Consider the following 15,176-nt stretch of genomic DNA (forward strand, 5'->3'; position numbering starts at 1 on the left):
CACCGGTCACCGCCCGCACGATGGTGGCATGCCCCACCGACACACGGGGGCGTCAGGGTGCATATGCGGGTCCGACAGTCTGCCCCACGCGCCGCCCGCGAGCGAGGCGGGCGGTTCGCGGAGACCCCGCCGCGCTGTCGGTGGTGTGCGGCAGGATGGCTGGGATGAGCGAAGTGAGCTTTCCCGGCGGCGAGGGGTCCGACGGCCCGCAGGAACTGCCCGAGTACGCCGAGCGGGTCCTGGAGGTGGCCGAGGGGATCCCGGCGGGCCGGGTCATGACGTACGGGGACGTCGCCGAGTGGCTGGAGGAGGGCGGACCCCGCCAGGTGGGACGCGTCATGGCGCTCTACGGCGGCGCCGTCCCCTGGTGGCGGGTCGTCCGCGCGGACGGCACCCTGCTCCCGGGCCACGAACTGCGCGCGCTCGCCCACTACCGCTCCGAGGGCACACCGCTGCGGGAGGCGGGCCGGGCGGCCGAGGGCCACCTGCCCCGGCTCGACATGAGGCGGGCCCGCTGGGACGGCGACAGCGGCGGACGTGCGCAGGGTCACACCTGACAGCTTCCGCCATCCGGCACGCCCGTGGGGAGCCCGGAACCCGTACGGGCGAATCCGGGCACCGGCGGGCAATGCCGTACGTTCGTGCAGTGGGGGACACCCGTGACGGCGGTGCCCGCGGTGCCCGGAGAGGCGTACGGGGAGAAACGGAAGCCCGGCCTCCAGGGCGGCGGCGGGCGTAGCGTCGCCCCAGCGCGTCCCCCTCACCCCGAGGCCACCGCCCGCCACGACCGGCGGGCCGCACCCGCGGCCACGGCGCCCCGCGCCGTCCGCGACACCACCCAGCACACCCACCAGGACCGGCGAACCACGTGAGCTCCTCTTCCTCCACCAGGCGCCTGCCGCACCCCCAGGTGCGGCAGGGGAACCGTGGCGCTCACCGACTGGTGCGTACCCCGCCCACGCGACCGGATCCCCCTCGTCTGGACGCCGCCCAGCGTGCCGTGGTTGACCACGGGAGCGGCCCGCTGCTCGTCCTGGCCGGCCCGGGTACCGGCAAGACCACCACCCTGGTGGAGTCCGTCGCCGCGCGGATCGCCCGCGGCCAGGACCCCGAACGCGTCCTGGTCCTGACCTTCAGCCGCAAGGCCGCCGTGGAACTGCGCGACCGCATGGCGCAGCGCACCGGAGCCGCCCGCGCGCCCCGGGCGACGACCTTCCACTCGTTCTGCTACGCCCTCGTCCGCGCCCACCAGGACAGCGATCTGTTCGCCGAGCCGCTGCGGCTGCTGTCCGGACCCGAGCAGGACGTGACCGTTCGCGACCTCCTGGCCGGACAGGTCGACCTGGAGCGGCTGGGCCTCGCCCATGTGCGCTGGCCCGACGAACTGCGCGCCTGCCTGACCACCCGCGGGTTCGCCGACGAGGTCCGCGCCGTCCTCGCCCGCAGCCGCGAACTGGGCCTCGGCCCCGACGCCCTGGCGGCGTTCGCGCGCCGCACCGGCCGCCCCGACTGGCAGGCCGCGGCCGCCTTCCTCGCCGAGTACCTCGACGTCCTCGACCTCCAGGGCGTCCTCGACTACGCCGAACTCGTCCACCGCGCGGTCCTCCTCGCCGGCCGCCCCGACGTCGCCGGGCAGCTCGCCGGCCAGTACGACGTCGTCTACGTCGACGAGTACCAGGACACCGATCCGGCCCAGGTGCGGCTGCTGCACGCCCTGGCGGGGGGCGGCCGGACCCTGCTCGCCTTCGGCGACCCCGACCAGTCGATCTACGCGTTCCGCGGCGCCGACGTGAACGGCATCCTCGACTTCCCCGACACCTTCCCGCGCGCGGACGGCAGCCCGGCGCCCGTCGCCGTGCTGCGCACCTCCCGCCGCTCCGCCGACGCGCTGCTCACCGCGACCCGCCTGCTCACCCGCCGTATGCCCCTCACCCGGCTCCCCGCCGACAAGGTCCGCGCCCACCGGGAACTGATCCCCGTCCACGAGGGCGGGCGCGTCGAGGTCCACACGTACCCGACCGCGGGCACCGAGGTGGACAACATCGCCGACATCCTGCGCCGCGCCCACCTGGAGGACGGCGTCCCGTGGAGCGACATGGCCGTCCTCGTACGCGCCGGCGCCCGCGCCATACCGACCCTGCGCCGCGCCCTGACGGCCGCCGGTGTGCCCCTGGAGGTCGACGGCGACGACCTCCCGCTGCGCCATGAACCGGCGGTCGCCCCGCTGCTCACCGCACTGCGCGCGGTGGCGACGGCCGAGGCGGCGACCCGCCCGGACCCGGCCCGGCCAGAGCCCGGCCGCGCCCCGGCAGGGGAGCACGACCGGGCCCGGGACGGCGAGCGGAGCCGGGCGGACGGCGAGCAGGACGAGGACGGTCCGGGGCCCTGCTGGCTGGATACCGAGACCGCGCTGACCCTGCTCGCCTCGCCGCTCGCCGGCATGGACACCGCCGACCTGCGCCGCCTCGGCCGCGCGCTGCGCGACGAGGAACGGGCCGCAGGCCACCACCTGCCGCCGCCCTCCGACGAACTGCTCGCCCGCGCCCTGGCCGAACCGGAGCGCCTGGTGACGCACGACCCCGCGTACGCGCGTGGCGCCCAGCGCCTGGGCGCGCTGCTCAGGAAGGCCAGGGAGCGCCTCGCAGGCGGCGGCACCGCCGAGGAGGCCCTGTGGGACCTGTGGGAGGGCACACCGTGGCCTACGCGGCTGGAGCGGGCCGCCCGGCGCGGCGGCGCCGCGGGACGCAACGCCGACCGGGACCTGGACGCCGTCTGCGCGCTGTTCGCGACCGCCGCGCGCGCGGAGGAGCGCACCGGCGGCCGGGGCGCGCTGAACTTCCTGGAGGAGATCGACGCCCAGGACATCGCCGCCGACACGCTCACCCGGCGTGCCGTACGCCCCGACGCGGTGCGTCTGATGACGGCGCACCGCTCCAAGGGCCTCCAGTGGCGTCTGGTCGTCGTCGCGGGTGTCCAGGAGGGGCTGTGGCCGGACCTGCGGCGCCGCGGCTCCCTGCTGGAGGCCGACCGCATCGGGCGCGACGGCCTCGCCGCGCCGCTTCCCCCAGGCGCCCTGCTGGCGGAGGAGCGCCGCCTCTTCTACGTGGCCGCCACGCGCGCGCGTGAACGGCTCGTGGTGACCGCGGTGAAGGCACCCGCCGACGACGGCGACCAGCCCTCCCGCTTCCTGACCGAACTCGGCGTGGAACCCAAGGACGTCACCGGCCGCCCCCGCCGCCCCCTTTCCGTGGCGGCCCTGGTCGCCGAACTGCGCGCCACCACCGTCGACCCGCGCGTGTCCGACGCCCTCAGGGAGGCCGCCGCGCACCGCCTGGCCCGGCTCGCCGCCCTCAGCGACGAGGACGGCCGCCCGCTGGTCCCCTCCGCGCACCCCTACCGCTGGTGGGGCATGGCCGAGCCGACCGCGAGCAAGGTGCCGCTGCGCGACCGCGACCAGCCGGTCGTGCTCTCCGGCAGCGCCCTCGACCAGCTTGCCAACACCTGCGCCCTCCAGTGGTTCCTGGGCCGCGAGGTGAAGGCCGACGCGCCGGCCAGCGCCGCCCAGGGATTCGGCAACGTCGTGCACGTCCTGGCCGACGAGGTCGCCTCCGGCCGCACGCCCGCCGACCTCGCCGTCCTGATGGAACGCCTGGAGACCGTCTGGGACGCCCTCGCCTTCGACGCCCCCTGGAAGTCGCAGCAGGAACGCGACAACGCGCGCGTGGCGCTCGAACGCTTCCTGAGGTGGCACGTCCTGGACCGCGCCGGACGCACCCCGGTGGCCAGTGAGCACGGTTTCGACGTGATGCTCGGCGCGGGCGACCACCAGGTGCGCATCCGCGGCTCCATGGACCGGGTGGAGGCCGACCGGGACGGCCGTGCCTACGTCGTCGACTTCAAGACCGGCAAGCAGGCGCCCACCGGAGCCGAGGTGGCCCGCCACCCCCAGCTCGCCGTCTACCAGCTCGCCGTCCGCGAGGGCGCCGTGGACGACGCCTTCGACGGCACCCGGCCCGAGCCCGGCGGCGCCGAACTGGTCCAGCTGCGCCAGGGCGCGGCCAAGCGGGACGGCGGGGAGACCCTGCCCAAGGTGCAGGCCCAGGAGCCGCTGGAGGGGGAGTGGGTCGGCGACCTGCTGGCCACCGCCGCCGGGAAGGTGCTCGACGAGCGCTTCACCCCGACGACCGGCCAGCACTGCGCGCACTGCGCCTTCCGGGCCTCGTGCAGCGCCCGCCCGGAGGGCCGCCACGTCGTCGAGTGAGCCGGACGACCCGCCCGCCCGGCGCACCTCGCTCGCTCGACGCACCGCGCCTGCCCGGTGCTTCCCGCCCGGCCGACATGTTCCCCCGCGCCCGGGTGACGTATCGCACCACCGGGTCCGACCTGCGGTTCTCCTGCCCGTGAAGGCGGCCGCGGCCACGATTGTCAGTGGCCGCCGCTAGCCTCTTCGACGTGCCCGCCCGAATCACCGATCCCGAGCAGCTCAAGGAACTCCTCGGGATCCCCTTCACCCCGGAGCAGACGGCCTGCGTCATCGCGCCGCCCGCCCCGCAGGTGATCGTGGCCGGAGCCGGATCGGGCAAGACCACCGTCATGGCCGCCCGCGTGGTCTGGCTGGTGGGCACCGGCCAGGTCGCCCCCGAACAGGTGCTCGGCCTCACCTTCACCAACAAGGCCGCCGGCGAGCTGGCCGAGCGCGTCCGCAAGGCACTCGTCCGGGCCGGTGTCACCGACCCCGACACCATCGACCCGGACCACCCGCCGGGCGAACCGGTGATCTCCACCTACCATGCCTTCGCCGGCCGCCTCCTGACCGACCACGGCCTGCGCATCGGCCTGGAGCCCACCACACGCCTGCTCGCCGACGCCGGCCGCTTCCAGCTCGCCGCCCGGGTGCTGCGCGAGGCGTCCGGCCCCTATCCGGCCCTGACCCGCTCCTTCCCCGACCTGGTGGGAGACCTCCTCGCCCTCGACGGCGAGCTGGCCGAACACCTCGTACGCCCCGAGGACCTGCGCGCCTGGGACGCGGAGCTGCTGCACACCCTCCAGGACACCAGGCTCACCAACGCCGACCTGCGCAAGGTCCCCGAGACCGCCGCGGCCCGCCGCGACCTGGCCGAGCTGGTGGGGCGCTACCGGGCCGCCAAACGCGAGCGCGACCTGCTCGACTTCGGCGACCAGATCGCCCTGGCCGCGCGGCTCGCCGGCCTCCCGGAGGTCGGCCGGGCCCTGCGCGAGGAGTTCCGGGTGGTCCTCCTGGACGAGTACCAGGACACCTCGGTCGCCCAGCGCATCCTGCTGGCCGGCCTGTTCGGCGAGGGCACCGGCCACCCCGTGACCGCCGTCGGCGACCCCTGCCAGGCGATCTACGGCTGGCGCGGAGCCTCCGTCGCCAACCTCGACGACTTCCCCGAGCACTTCACCCGCGCCGACGGCCGGCCCGCCGCCCGGCAGGCCCTCAGCGAGAACCGGCGCAGCGGCGGACGCCTCCTCGACCTCGCCAACGGCCTCGCCGCGCCCCTGCGCGCCATGCACGCGGGCGTGGAAGCCCTCCGCCCGGCCCCCGGCGCCGAACGCGACGGTCTGGTCCGCTGCGCCCTGCTGGCCACCCACGCCGAGGAGATCGCCTGGCTCGCCGACTCGATCGCCCATCTGGTGCGCACCGGTAAGGCCCCCGGCGAGATCGCCGTGCTGTGCCGTACGGCCACCGACTTCGCCGAGATCCAGGGCGCCCTGGTCGCCCGCGACGTCCCGGTCGAGGTGGTCGGCCTGTCCGGGCTGCTTCATCTGCCCGAGATCGCCGACCTCGTCGCCGTGTGCGAAGTGCTCCAGGACCCGGGGGCCAACGCCTCCCTGGTGCGGCTGCTGACCGGCCCGCGCTGGCGGATCGGCCCGCGCGACCTCGCCCTCCTCGGCCGCCGGGCGAGGCTGCTCGTCGCCCACGCGCGCGGGGACGCCGACGACGACCCGGACCGCAGGCTCGCCGAGGCGGTCGAAGGCGTCGACCCGGCCGAGGTGGTCTCCCTGGCCGACGCCCTCGACACGTTCCTGGAGGGCTCCCCGGACGGCCGGGACGACGGGCTGCCGTTCTCGCCGGACGCGCGCGTGCGCTTCGCCCGGCTCGCCGCCGAACTGCGCGACCTGCGCCGCTCCCTGTCCGACCCGCTGATGGACGTCCTGCACCGGGTGCTGGCCGTCACCGGCCTGGAGGTGGAGCTGTCGGCGTCCCCGCACGCGTTGGCCGCCCGCCGCCGCGAGACCCTCTCGAACTTCCTGGACGTCGCCGCCTCCTTCGCCGCGCAGGAGAGCGAGGCCACCCTGCTGGCCTTCCTCGGCTTCCTGCGCACCGCCGCCCAGTACGAGAAGGGCCTCGACAACACGCTGCCCGGCGGCGAGAACACCGTCAAAGTGCTCACCGCCCACCGGTCCAAGGGCCTGGAGTGGGACGTCGTGGCGGTCCCCGGCCTGGTCACCGGCGCCTTCCCCAGCAGCCAGGGCCGGGAGAAGTGGACCAGCCAGGGCAAGGTGCTGCCGCACGCCCTGCGCGGCGACGCCGCCACCCTGCCCGACGTGGACGACTGGGACGCGCGGTCCATGAAGTCCTTCCACGAGGCCATGAAGGACCACCAGCACACCGAGGAGCTGCGCCTCGGCTACGTCACCTTCACGCGGCCCCGCTCCCTGCTGCTCGGCTCCGGCCACTGGTGGGGCCCGAGCCAGAAGAAGCCCCGCGGTCCCTCCGCTTTCCTGGAGGCGCTGTACGACCACTGCGCGGCCGGGCATGGCGAGATCGAGGTCTGGGCGGAGAAGCCGGGGGAGGACGAGGAGAACCCCGCGCTGCACCAGGGTGGTGCCGACCAGGCATGGCCCCTGCCGCTGGACGAGACGGCCCTGGCCCGCCGCCGGGCCGCCGCGGCGACCGTACTGGCCCACTTGGAGGGTCTCGCCGGCCTCGCCGCCGCGGACGGCCCCCGCACGGACGGTGCCCACGGCGGGCCGGCCCTCACGCCCGCCGCCGTACACGATCCGGACTCCCACGACGACCCGGACTGGCCCCCACCCCCGGACGACGACGAACCGCCCTACGACGACGAACCGCCCTACGACGAACCGTCCTACGAGGAGGACGTGCCCACGGCGGACGCCCCCGGCGGCCACGGGCTGCCCGGGGACCCCAGCGATCCCGGCGACACCGGTGACACCGGTGACACCGGTGACCGGGACTCCTGGAGCACGGCCCGCCCCACCGTCCCGCACCAGGTCACACCGGTGGACGGGCACATCGCCGCACCGCCGTCGCCCCCGCGGCCGGCCGCCGCACCGGCCCCCGAAGCCCTCCCGGGCCAGGGGAGCCACCCGCAGCCCCGGCGCCTCACCCCGGAGGAGGCCCGCACCCTCGCCTCCTGGGACCGCGACCTCGACGCGCTCGCCGGAGAGCTGCGGCGTTCCCGGCAGAGCGTCACCGACGTCCTCCTGCCGACGACCCTGACCGCCACACAGCTGCTGCGCCTGGCGGCCGACCCGGACGCCTTCGCGGCGGAACTCGCGCGCCCCATGCCGCGCCCCCCGCAACCCGCCGCACGCCGGGGCACCCGCTTCCACGCGTGGATCGAGACCCGCTTCGAAGCGCTCACGCTGCCCCTGCTGGAGCCCGAGGAACTGCCCGGCGCGGACGACGCCGAGATCGCCGACGAACACGATCTGGAAGCCCTCAAGGAGGCCTTCGAGCGCACCGAGTACGCCCACCGCACCCCTCATCGTGTCGAGGCACCCTTCCAGCTGGAGATAGCCGGCCGGGTCGTCCGCGGCCGGATCGACGCCGTCTACAAGGAGGGCGACGGCGAGGCGACGGCGTACGAGATCGTGGACTGGAAGACGCACCACTCGCACACCGCGGACCCGCTCCAGCTCGCCGTGTACCGGCTGGCCTGGGCCGAGCGGCACGGCCTGCCGCTGGAGCGGGTCGGCGCCGCGTTCGTGTACGTCCGCAGCGGCGAGGTGGTCAGACCGCGGAACCTGCCGGACCGGGCCGCGCTGGAACGGCTCCTGCTGGACGAGCCCGCGAACGGGTAGGCGGACGGCTGCGAGGACGGGCAGGCGCACCGGCACCGGGGCCCCGGCGCAGTGTGACGAACCGCCCGAACGGGATGTCACCGCGTGCCGATAGGCTCGGGAGCATGAGCCAGACCCCGGACAGCGTCGTCCGTACGTACATCGAGCAGCACCGCACCGCCTTCCTCGACGACCTCGCCGAGTGGCTGCGCATCCCCTCCGTGTCGGCCCAGCCCGACCACGCGCCCGATGTACGGCGCAGCGCCGACTGGCTCGCCGCCAAGCTCCGGGACACCGGCTTCCCCACCGCCGAGGTCTGGCCGACACCGGGTGCCCCGGCCGTCTTCGCCGAGTGGCCCGCCGCCGACCCCGGCGCTCCCACGGTCCTGGTCTACGGACACCACGACGTACAGCCCGCCGCCCGCGAGGACGGCTGGCACAGCGAGCCCTTCGAGCCGGTCGTCCGGGACAACCGGCTCTACGCGCGCGGGGCGGCCGACGACAAGGGCCAGGTGTTCTTCCACACACTCGGGGTGCGCGCCCACCTCGCGGCCACCGGCGCCACCGCCCCGGCCGTCCACCTCAAGCTGCTGATCGAGGGCGAGGAGGAGTCCGGCTCCCCGCACTTCCGGGCACTGGTCGAGGAGCGGGCCGACCGGCTCGCCGCCGACACCGTGATCGTCTCCGACACCGGCATGTGGTCCGAGGACACGCCCACGGTGTGCACCGGCATGCGTGGGCTCGCCGAGTGCGAGATCCGGCTCTACGGCCCGGACCAGGACATCCACTCCGGTTCCTTCGGCGGCGCCGTGCCGAACCCGGCGACCGCCGCCGCCCGTCTCGTGGCCGCCCTGCACGACGAGCACGCGCGCGTGGCCGTCCCCGGCTTCTACGACGGCGTGGTCGAGCTGACCGACCGCGAACGCGAACTCTTCGCCGAGCTGCCCTTCGACGAGGAGCGGTGGCTGCGCACCGCCAAGTCGTACGCCACCCACGGCGAGGCCGGGCACACCACGCTGGAGCGCATCTGGGCCCGCCCCACCGCCGAGGTCAACGGCATCGGCGGCGGCTACCAGGGCCCCGGCAGCAAGACGGTCATCCCGTCCGACGCGATGGTGAAGCTGTCGTTCCGCCTGGTCGCCGGGCAGGACCCCGACCACGTCGAGAAGGCCGTCCGCGCCTGGATCGGCGAACAGGTGCCCGAGGGGATCCGGCACGAGACGGTGTTCGGCGCGGCCACGCGTCCCTGTCTGACCCCGCTGGACCACCCGGCCCTGAGGTCCGTCGTCCGCGCCATGGAGCGGGCCTTCGGCACCCCGGTCCGCTTCACCCGCGAGGGCGGCTCGGGACCGGCTGCCGACCTCCAGGAGGTGCTCGGCGCACCCGTCCTCTTCCTGGGCATCTCCGTCCCGTCCGACGGCTGGCACGCCCCCGACGAGAAGGTCGAGCTCGACCTCCTGTTCAAGGGCGTCGAGACCAGCGCGTATCTGTGGGGCGACCTCGCCGAGCACTGGCGCGATGTGCCCTGACCTGCCGCCGCCGTCCGGCACCTCGCCGCGCGCGGGGCACACTGGAAGCGCCGCCCCGCGCTCCGAGGGCCCCGCCGGACCGGTCCCCTCCTGCCGTCCGTCCCGCTGAACCGCCGCCGAATCAACCGTTGCACCGGGGGAGTTGGAAGCACCCGTGACCACCTGGACCGACCACACCGCAGACCGACCCATCTCGCTCACCGCGCCCAGCGGCATCGACCGGGCCGCCCACCACCGGCTCGACGAGGCATGGCTCGCCGCGGCGTGGAGCCACCCCACGACCCGCTGCTTCGTGGTCTCCGGCGGTCAGGCGCTGATCGACGAGACGCCCGACGGCCGCACCGAGCTGGTGATGACCCCGTCCTTCGAGGCCCCCCTCACCGAGGCGCACCGCTACTTCCTCGGCACCGACGAGGACGGCGTCAGCTACTTCGCCCTCCAGAAGGACTCGCTGCCCGGTCGCATGGACCAGTCCGCGCGCCCTGCGGGCCTGCGCGAGGCGGGCCTGCTGCTGTCGCCCCGGGACGCCGGCCTGCTGGTGCACGCGGTGGCCCTGGAGAACTGGCAGCGGCTGCACCGCTTCTGCTCCCGCTGCGGGGAGCGCACCGTGATCGCCGCGGCCGGCCACATCCGCCGCTGCCCGGCCTGCGGCGCCGAGCACTACCCGCGCACCGACCCGGCGGTGATCATGGCGGTCACCGACGACGAGGACCGCATCCTCCTCGGCCGCCAGGTGCACTGGCCCGAGGGCCGCTTCTCGACGCTCGCCGGGTTCGTCGAGCCAGGCGAGTCCATCGAGCAGTCGGTGCGCCGCGAGGTCCACGAGGAGGTCGGCGTCGCCGTCGGCCAGGTCGAGTACGTCGCCAGCCAGCCGTGGCCCTTCCCCTCCAGCCTCATGCTGGGCTTCATGGCCCACGCCACCTCGACCGAGATCGATGTCGACGGCGAGGAGATCCACGAGGCCCGCTGGTTCTCCCGCGAGGAGCTGCGCACGGCCTTCGAGTCCGGCGAGGTCCTGCCGCCCTACGGCATCTCCATCGCGGCCCGCCTCATCGAACTCTGGTACGGCAAGCCCCTGCCGACCAGGAGCGTCGTCTGACCGCGGGCACCGCGCGAAATACGAGAAGGCGGCCCCCGACGAACTCGGGGACCGCCTTCCGGCGCGCTCGTGCGCTCCGGCTCCGCGCCCGGCAGGCGCAGGGAACACCGACCGGGCTCAGACGCCGATCTTCTGCTTGACCTGCGCCAGCGACGGATTCGTCAGCGTCGAGCCGTCCTCGAAGAGCACGGTCGGCACCGTCTGGTTGCCGCCGTTCGCCTTCTCGACGAAGGCCGCGGACTCCGGGTCCTGCTCGATGTTGATCTCGGTGTACGCGATGCCTTCGCGGTCCATCTGGCCCTTCAGACGGCGGCAGTAGCCGCACCACGTGGTGCTGTACATCGTCACAGTGCCCGGCATGTCTCTCGTGCTCCTTCGGCGGGTCGGGGACGTCATCGTCGCAGTGGGGGAACGCGCGCCGCACACCGGGCATTCCCACCGGGGGTATCGGGACGGAGCGCGCGGCGCCTCGGCGTGACACCGGTCGCAGCAGGGTGACACCGGTCGCATCAGTACGACTGCAAGGGGTTGCCTGTGGACAACCGGCTCACCCGTCTCCCGCGACCTGGCAGCATGGCGGTGTGACAGCAGCAACGCACTCCACCCTCTTCCCGCAGGTACCGGACTCTGCCGACGCGGTGCTCGAAGGGCTCGACCCCGAGCAGCGCGAGGTGGCCACCGCGCTGCACGGTCCGGTGTGCGTACTGGCGGGCGCCGGCACCGGAAAGACCCGGGCGATCACCCACCGGATCGCCTACGGGGTGCGCGCGGGCATCCTCCAGCCCTCGACCGTGCTCGCCGTCACCTTCACCAACCGCGCCGCGGGTGAGATGCGCGGCCGGCTCCGCCAGCTCGGCGCCCAGGGCGTCCAGGCGCGCACCTTCCACTCCGCCGCGCTGCGGCAGTTGCAGTACTTCTGGCCGAAAGCGATCGGCGGCAGCATGCCCCGCCTCGTCGACCGCAAGATCCAGCTCGTCGCGGACGCGGCCGCCGCCTGCCGCGTCCGGCTGGACCGGGGCGAGCTGCGCGACGCCGCCGCGGAGATCGAATGGGCCAAGGTCACCCAGACCGTCCCGGCCGACTACGCCCTCGCAGCCGCGAAGGCCGGCCGCGACACCCCGCGCGACGCCGCCGAGCTCGCCCAGCTGTACTCGGTCTACGAGGACCTCAAGCGCGACCGCTCGGTCATCGACTTCGAGGACGTCCTGCTGCTCACCGTCGCCATCCTCCAGGACCGGCGTGACGTCGCCGAACAGATCCGCGCCCAGTACCAGCACTTCGTGGTGGACGAGTACCAGGACGTCAGCCCGCTCCAGCAGCGCCTGCTGGAGCTGTGGCTGGGGGAGCGGGACAGCCTGTGCGTCGTCGGCGACGCCAGCCAGACGATTTATTCGTTCACGGGAGCAACCCCCGACCATCTGCTCGACTTCCGTGTCCGTCACCCCGGCGCCACCGTCGTCAAACTGGTCCGCGACTACCGCTCCACCCCCCAGGTGGTCCACCTCGCCAACGGACTGCTGGCGCTGGCCCGGGGCCGCGCCGCCGACCACCGGCTGGAACTGGTCTCACAGCGTCCCGCGGGCCCCGAGCCGGAGTACACGGCGTACGCGGACGAGCCCGCCGAGGCCGAGGGCGCGGCCCGCCGCATCCGCGACCTCATCGCCTCCGGCGTCCCGGCGAGCGGGATCGCGATCCTCTTCCGTACGAACGCTCAGTCGGAGACATACGAGCAGGCCCTCGCGGACGCCGGGGTGCCCTACCAGCTGCGCGGTGCCGAGCGCTTCTTCGACCGCCCCGAGGTGCGCAAGGCCGGTATCGCCCTGCGGGCCGCCGCCCGCTTCGGCGGCAACGACGCCCTCCTCGACGACACCGTCGACCTGCCCTCGCAGGTGCGGGCCGTGCTGTCCGGGGAGGGCTGGACCCCGCAGCCCCCGGCCGGCTCGGGCGCCGTCAGGGAGAGCTGGGAGTCGCTGGCCGCGCTGGTGAACCTCGCGCGGGACTTCGCCGCGGCCCGCCCCGGCGCCACCCTGAGCGACCTGGTGGCCGAGCTGGACGAGCGCGCCAACGCCCAGCACGCCCCCACCGTCGAGGGCGTCACCCTGGCCTCCCTGCACTCGGCCAAGGGCCTGGAGTGGGACGCCGTCTTCCTGGTCGGCGTCGCCGAGGGCATGATGCCGATCACCTACGCCAGAACCGACGAGCAGATCGAGGAGGAGCGCCGGCTGCTCTACGTGGGCGTCACCCGCGCCCGCGAGCGGCTGTTCGTCTCCTGGTCGCTGACCCGCACACCCGGCGGGCGCCCCAGCCGCCGCCCGAGCCGCTTCCTGGACGGACTGCGTCCGGGCACGGCCGGCGCGACCGGGCAGGGCGCCGCGGGCGCCGTCGGGGGGATCGAGCGGGGGACCGCCCCCGCCGCGGGTGCGGCCCGTACGGCGGGCGCCGTCCTCCGGCGCACCCAGCGCGTCCCGGCCCGGTGCCGGGTCTGCGGCCGCACCCTCACCGACGCCGGCGAGATGAAGCTGATGCGCTGCGACGACTGCCCCTCCGACATGGACGAGGGCCTGTACGAGCGGCTGCGCGAGTGGCGGGAGGAGCAGGCTCGGCTCAGCGGGCAGCCCGCCTTCTGCGTCTTCACCGACCGGACGCTGATGGCGATCGCCGAGACCGCGCCCGAGGACGCGCGCGAGCTGGCACGCATCCCCGGCGTCGGCACGCGCAAGCTGCGGCGCCACGGGGCCGATGTTCTCGCCATCTGCGCAGGCCAGGAGCCTCCGGACGAAGAGATCGACAACTGATGCGAACTCGTCGAAAAAATAGTTTGCGCATGCCCCGGCAATCCCCATAGGTTCTTGGTCACGGGGACAGCGGCCTTCCTGAGGCCCTGATTCCGTGTTGTACTTGCATATCCGTACGGACTGGTTCACCCCAGTCCCCCAGACGCCGAGAGGAGGCGAGCCCAGTGATCAGCATCAAGAGCAGCTTCTTCAGCACCGCCAAAATGACCGATCGCTCGGTCGCTTCCCTGTGCATGCTCGGCGTCTCGGACCAGGGCACCGGTGTGTCCGGCGTTCGCGCCGCGCGTCCGGCGTCCTCCCTGTCTCTCGCGGGCCTCCCTGTCCGCGAGGGCAATGAGCGACCGACCGAGGCACTGGAAGCAGTAGTGGCACAGGCCCGCGCCTATGCCTTTACGGCGGCCGGTGCCGGTATCCGGAAGCAGACGACGCACCACCACCAGATGTGGGCCTTCCGTGGGCCAGAACCCTGGAGTGATCCAGCCTGATCGTCGATCAGGCCGGCGCCTTCAGGGCCGCGGAACCCCACCCGGGATCCGCGGCCCTTCTGTTTTCCCCGAACGGGGACGACGGACCGAAGGGGCCTCGGGACAAGAAAAGAACCCGGTACCCAGCCGACACCCGGCCGACCCGGCCGGACCGACCAGACGAGGAAACACCAGCCGTGCAACTCGAAGCGCACGCCCCGTCCGTACCGCCTTCCGACACGATCCCCAAGCCCGGTCTCACGGAGGACCCCGCCTTGATCCCCCTCACCGCGCTCACCGCGCTCGACGACGCCATCGAGAACCTCGGCGTGCCCGTCCCCTGCCGCTCCTACGACCCGGAGGTCTTCTTCGCCGAGTCGCCGGCGGACGTGGAGTACGCCAAGTCCCTGTGCCGCACCTGCCCGTTGATGGAAGCCTGCCTCGCGGGCGCCAAGGAGCGGCGCGAGCCCTGGGGTGTCTGGGGCGGAGAGCTGTTCGTCCAGGGTGTCGTCGTCGCCCGGAAGCGGCCCCGTGGCCGTCCGCGCAAGAACCCGGTTGCGGCATGAACATCCCAGGAACGATCGATCGCCCCCTCACGCACGACCCCCAGAAGCAGGCCCCGATGAAGCCGTCCGTCCCCAGCGAGCCCGCAGGCTCCGCCACCGAAGACGTCACCACCACCGGCGCGAACGACTCGCGTCAGAACAGGACCCGCGAGATGCAACTCATCCCAGAAGCCATGGCTCGTGCGCATATGCAGGAGCGGCTGCACGAGGCGGACCGCGAGCGCCACGCTCTGCGCGTGGTGGCCGCCCGCCGGATGCAGCGCCGCGCCGAGCGCGCCTCACGGCGTGCCCGCCGCGCGCTCGCCATGGCGGTCATGCACTGAGCCGCCCACACCGCTCGGCGGTGACCTCCCGGCCGGGAGGTGAGCTCGATGCTCGCGGGGGCCGGTCCGTCCGCACGGACCGGCCCCCGCGGTGCGTTGTCCCCGCGCCCTGTCGGGCCGGAGGTATCGTCGCCGGGTGACGCGTCCTCCCGGAGACCTTGACCACGGCGGCGACGGCGCACCGCGCCCGTCCGTGAGCTGTGCGCACTGCGGCGCCCCGGCGGACGGAGCGCCTCCCACCTGGACCTGCTCCGTCGAGGACGGTGTCCGCCGCTACTTCTGCGACACCTGCTCCCGCGCACACCTCAGATCGATCGAGGGACGGCTCGACTCCGCCTGGTGGTGACC

At 74.1% G+C, this 15,176-nt stretch carries 11 protein-coding genes; 10 read left to right on the forward strand and 1 reads right to left on the reverse strand.

The window, feature by feature from the left end; all coding sequences use genetic code 11:
• The first annotated feature begins 164 nt into the window (after positions 1 to 164).
• From R4Z62_RS22280 to nudC, 5 genes are all read left to right on the forward strand, one after another.
• Positions 165 to 557, forward strand: a complete 393-nt coding sequence (locus R4Z62_RS22280) for an MGMT family protein (protein WP_064535157.1) — start codon at positions 165 to 167, stop codon at positions 555 to 557.
• 311 nt (positions 558 to 868) lie between these two features.
• The gene (locus R4Z62_RS22285; RefSeq protein WP_491520707.1) at positions 869 to 4,261 is read left to right on the forward strand and encodes an ATP-dependent helicase; all 3,393 of its coding nucleotides are present in this window, start codon (positions 869 to 871) and stop codon (positions 4,259 to 4,261) included.
• Between the two features lie 191 nt (positions 4,262 to 4,452).
• A complete protein-coding gene (locus R4Z62_RS22290) occupies positions 4,453 to 8,073 on the forward strand; it encodes an ATP-dependent helicase (RefSeq protein WP_491520708.1) in 3,621 nt (1,206 codons plus the stop codon).
• A 104-nt stretch (positions 8,074 to 8,177) separates the two neighbouring features.
• Entirely contained in the window at positions 8,178 to 9,581 is a 1,404-nt protein-coding gene (locus R4Z62_RS22295; protein ID WP_491520709.1) for a dipeptidase, read from the forward strand.
• Positions 9,582 to 9,735: 154 nt separating this feature from the next.
• Positions 9,736 to 10,680 (forward strand): NAD(+) diphosphatase, encoded by a 945-nt coding sequence (gene nudC / locus R4Z62_RS22300; RefSeq protein WP_064535163.1) that lies wholly within the window; start codon positions 9,736 to 9,738, stop codon positions 10,678 to 10,680.
• Positions 10,681 to 10,797: 117 nt separating this feature from the next.
• Here nudC and R4Z62_RS22305 read toward each other — a convergent pair whose 3' ends face one another.
• Positions 10,798 to 11,040 (reverse strand): mycoredoxin, encoded by a 243-nt coding sequence (locus R4Z62_RS22305; protein WP_491520710.1) that lies wholly within the window; start codon positions 11,038 to 11,040, stop codon positions 10,798 to 10,800.
• Positions 11,041 to 11,261: 221 nt separating this feature from the next.
• Here R4Z62_RS22305 and R4Z62_RS22310 point away from each other — a divergent pair, with 221 nt between their 5' ends.
• From R4Z62_RS22310 to R4Z62_RS22330, 5 genes are all read left to right on the forward strand, one after another.
• Positions 11,262 to 13,475: an ATP-dependent DNA helicase UvrD2 gene (locus R4Z62_RS22310; RefSeq protein WP_491520711.1), complete on the forward strand. Its 2,214-nt coding sequence runs from the start codon at positions 11,262 to 11,264 to the stop codon at positions 13,473 to 13,475.
• Positions 13,476 to 13,639: 164 nt separating this feature from the next.
• A complete protein-coding gene (locus tag R4Z62_RS22315; RefSeq protein WP_018571302.1) occupies positions 13,640 to 13,960 on the forward strand; it encodes a hypothetical protein in 321 nt (106 codons plus the stop codon).
• A 176-nt stretch (positions 13,961 to 14,136) separates the two neighbouring features.
• Positions 14,137 to 14,505 (forward strand): WhiB family transcriptional regulator, encoded by a 369-nt coding sequence (locus R4Z62_RS22320; RefSeq protein ID WP_026253134.1) that lies wholly within the window; start codon positions 14,137 to 14,139, stop codon positions 14,503 to 14,505.
• The gene (locus R4Z62_RS22325; protein ID WP_018571304.1) at positions 14,502 to 14,828 is read left to right on the forward strand and encodes a putative WhiB-interacting protein; all 327 of its coding nucleotides are present in this window, start codon (positions 14,502 to 14,504) and stop codon (positions 14,826 to 14,828) included. The genes R4Z62_RS22320 and R4Z62_RS22325 overlap by 4 nt, the downstream gene beginning before the upstream one ends.
• Positions 14,829 to 14,964: 136 nt before the next feature.
• On the forward strand, positions 14,965 to 15,174 hold the full coding sequence (locus R4Z62_RS22330; RefSeq protein WP_491520712.1) for a hypothetical protein: 210 nt from the start codon (positions 14,965 to 14,967) through the stop codon (positions 15,172 to 15,174).
• Positions 15,175 to 15,176: the final 2 nt, after the last annotated feature.

The sequence above is a fragment of the Streptomyces sp. PL-25 genome, from assembly GCF_058344915.1.

Bases quoted from the DNA above. Each gene is read 5' to 3' on its own strand.
- R4Z62_RS22280 (WP_064535157.1), top strand. From the start codon at position 165: ATGAGCGAAGTGAGCTTTCCCGGCGGCGAGGGGTCCGACGGCCCGCAG.
- R4Z62_RS22295 (WP_491520709.1), top strand. From the start codon at position 8,178: ATGAGCCAGACCCCGGACAGCGTCGTCCGTACGTACATCGAGCAGCAC.
- R4Z62_RS22305 (WP_491520710.1), bottom strand. From the start codon at position 11,040: ATGCCGGGCACTGTGACGATGTACAGCACCACGTGGTGCGGCTACTGC.
- R4Z62_RS22325 (WP_018571304.1), top strand. From the start codon at position 14,502: ATGAACATCCCAGGAACGATCGATCGCCCCCTCACGCACGACCCCCAG.